The organism is Fructobacillus fructosus KCTC 3544 (genome assembly GCF_001438695.1).
Classification (GTDB): Bacteria; Bacillota; Bacilli; order Lactobacillales; family Lactobacillaceae; genus Fructobacillus; species Fructobacillus fructosus.
This window is the reverse complement of record NZ_JQBH01000025.1, coordinates 1-2,687: the sequence shown is the minus strand read 5'-3', so window position 1 is coordinate 2,687 and position 2,687 is coordinate 1. Positions and strand designations below refer to the sequence as shown.

4 protein-coding genes and 1 pseudogene are annotated in these 2,687 nt (G+C 45.2%); all 5 read right to left on the bottom strand.

The features are described 5' to 3' along the window. Positions 1-734 (bottom strand): annotated as a pseudogene (locus IV71_RS07480) (hypothetical protein); the annotation flags it as partial. Then, on the bottom strand, positions 727-1,551 hold the full coding sequence (locus tag IV71_RS07475) for a bifunctional DNA primase/polymerase (RefSeq protein ID WP_010017580.1): 825 nt from the start codon (positions 1,549-1,551) through the stop codon (positions 727-729). The pseudogene IV71_RS07480 and the gene IV71_RS07475, both read right to left, overlap by 8 nt. Further along, positions 1,548-1,871: a hypothetical protein gene (locus tag IV71_RS07470; protein WP_056995073.1), complete on the bottom strand. Its 324-nt coding sequence runs from the start codon at positions 1,869-1,871 to the stop codon at positions 1,548-1,550. Before IV71_RS07470 ends, IV71_RS07475 begins: the two co-directional genes overlap by 4 nt. A 178-nt stretch (positions 1,872-2,049) precedes the next feature. After that, positions 2,050-2,262, bottom strand: a complete 213-nt coding sequence (locus tag IV71_RS07465; RefSeq protein ID WP_033444965.1) for a hypothetical protein — start codon at positions 2,260-2,262, stop codon at positions 2,050-2,052. 120 nt (positions 2,263-2,382) lie between these two features. Next, positions 2,383-2,687 (bottom strand): hypothetical protein (locus IV71_RS08155; RefSeq protein WP_010017585.1); only part of this gene is annotated, 305 nt, incomplete at its 5' end.

The following is a 2,687-nucleotide window of genomic DNA, read 5'->3' as shown; positions in this document are numbered from 1 at the left end:
CCAAAGCGGGCGCTCTTGCCATTGCTACCGGTCAGCGTGTCGATGTCTTTGGCTGTAATGTTGGCCTGCCCGATAAGCGGCTTTACAATCTTATCCACAAAATAACTTTTTCCACTGCCACCCGTCTCATCTAATAGAATTGTGATGGTGTTAAAGGTATGTTGCTCTGGGATGAAAGCATAGCCGATAATCTCCTTGAGATACTGCCAAGAGTTGCCGAATAGATAAGCACCCCATGCGTTAATATTTGGGGATGCTTGCCCTGGCCGTGCTTCAATATTATGCCCGTTGATCAAGTAGTCTTCTTGTTGGTTGGCCACCATTTTGCCATTATTCAGCATATAAGTTCCGTTCTTAAAGGCCACCCGGTCGGTCTTTTGTTTTTCAAAGGGGTTACAGCTTTTCTGCGCCTGCACTAGCACCGTCTTAGCCGTGTCCTCCATCTTGCGGACACTGTAAAACCGTTCTTGTTTCAGGTAATGAAATGCCACTCGTTTTGCCTGTTCTAAGGCTCTGTTACGTTTGACCTGTTCCCAGTTAATACCGTTGTAGAGGTAATAATTCATATCATCCCCAAAGGGCACAACCGCCATGGGGTTATCTTTTAGGATCGTGTCAGCAAGTTTTAAATAGTTGACGGCGGTAGGCTTGCCGTCTTCATTGCAAATCAACCACTTAGGCCTATCTGTCCGTTCAGCTAAAAAGTTCTTTTCAAGTTGCTCTGTTTTACCCATGAAGCGCCTCCTTCTTTTGTTTTGCCTTAGCAATTTCACGCTTTAAAACGCTTGTATAGACCTTTTCTAGTTCTTGATAGCTAAGTGGTTCAAGGCTTCGGTCATTGGCTACCTCGGCAATCTCTAAGGCCTTGCGTGGGTGTAGCTGGTAAGACAGTAGCCAACCAATGAGGCTAGTGGCCTGGTCATTGCGTTGCCCCTTTTCAAAGCCGTTAGCAATCATCCCCCAGCGCTCCGCCACACTATAGCGGGCATGTCGTCGGCTGTTTTGCTCCTTGCTGTTGGTCTTGTCTTGGCCTAGCTCGTCCACCCACTGCGGTTTGTCTTGTATGGTTTTTAGTCCAGTAGTGCCTTTGTACTCGTTGCCATCAATTACAGACGGGGCAACAATCACACCGCCACTATTTAATAGGTCTATACCGTCCATGGCGCTTATTAGTCGTTGCTTAGTCTCTTTATCTTCACACTTATAGAAAACGTGCCAACCACCCCCTGCGGTCTTTTCTAGGTAGGTGTCTGATATAGTGCCCTGGTCAACTCCTCGACTGTTCAAGAAGTCCTTTAAACTGCGCAGGCCGTCTTTTCCATGTTGGTCAACGTCCACCACCACAAGAGGCGAACGGTCTAGGTCAATGCCAACATTACCGCCCTTATATTGGGGATGTTTTGCCAACCATTCGGCCAACTCTTCCCAGTGATTAAAGCTATTCTTATAGCCGCCTTCTTCAGCGTTGTACTTTGTATTAGGTAGTGCCATGTACACAAAAGCGCCTAGACCCATGTAGGACTTAATCGCTTTTACTGTATTGTCATTCATTCAAAGCGCCCCCTGTGTTGTTCAAGCCCTGCCACACGTCGTTGGTAACTCTTGGCGTTGTTCTTGAGCATGTTGACCGTATAAAAGTATTCATCACTGGTAACAATTCGGTAGACGCCGCCTTTTTGATTGCGCAAGCTACCCACCAAATAGCCTCGGTCTGCTAAGTGACTTAAGATCGTGTATAGCCGTCTTTCTGGTATGCCTACCTTTTTGGCCAAGACGGGCACTTTAATAGCGTTCTCTTGTCCTTGGGGTAGTGCCATGTATACAGCCTTTTCTTGTGCTGTGAGTTGGTCTTTGTGTCGTACGTTAGTCATCGTTAGCCTCTCCTTTCAGATACTCCGTTATTTTGATAATTAAGCCATCAAATGCCTTTTCGTCTTCAATAGTAAAGGTCTGTTTTTCCTTGTCTATTTAAAAAGCTGGCTTGTCTGTTAAAGAATTAAAATGTTCAATAATCTCAATCGATAAGGTTAGCTGGTTATCTTTTGCCATTTATCCAATCCCCTCAATGTCTGCCGTCAGGTTGGCAATCTGCATGTCAACCATATAAAAGGCCTTGGTGTCTGGCTCTAGCGTTCTGATTAGACGGTTTAAAAAGATAAGGTGGTTGCGTAAATAATCGATAGGGCTGTACTGTCGCCCCTCAACTTTCGCCACTTCTGGCGAATAGAAACCGTTAAAGTTTACTGTTTGTGTATTTTTCATGTTAAAATATAGCCAAATAGCCATTAAAAAGGCGTTTTACTCAAGTCATCCTCTTTGGTCGCCAAACTGTCGGAGGGTGTCTTTTTTTGTGCCTTTTTCATGGTCTCTGGCTCTCCTTTCTTAAATATCAGCCAGTAGCTTCTTCTTGATGTCTTGGTAGTCGTTGCCGTCCAGAATAAACAGGGCAATATTCTGCTTGACTCGTTCCAAGCGTTCCTTTTGGTCGTTATCTAGCGCATCTTCTGGGCTATTGACACCTTTAGCCCTTTTGAGTTGCTTGGGTGTCATCCCCGTTACATACTTATAGGCTAGTTGGTGGTAGTTACTATAAGCGTGTAAGTCATCAGGAAACTCTGCCTTAATCAATTCAGCCAGTCCAATGTTTGCCCGCTTGTTAAGCTCTCGATTTAGCTTGGCTTGGTCTA

What these genes read in the sequence shown, in the direction of transcription:
- IV71_RS07475 (WP_010017580.1), bottom strand. Translation starts at nt 1,551, where the DNA reads ATGAATGACAATACAGTAAAAGCGATTAAGTCCTACATGGGTCTAGGC.
- IV71_RS07470 (WP_056995073.1), bottom strand. Translation starts at nt 1,871, where the DNA reads ATGACTAACGTACGACACAAAGACCAACTCACAGCACAAGAAAAGGCT.
- IV71_RS07465 (WP_033444965.1), bottom strand. Translation starts at nt 2,262, where the DNA reads ATGAAAAATACACAAACAGTAAACTTTAACGGTTTCTATTCGCCAGAA.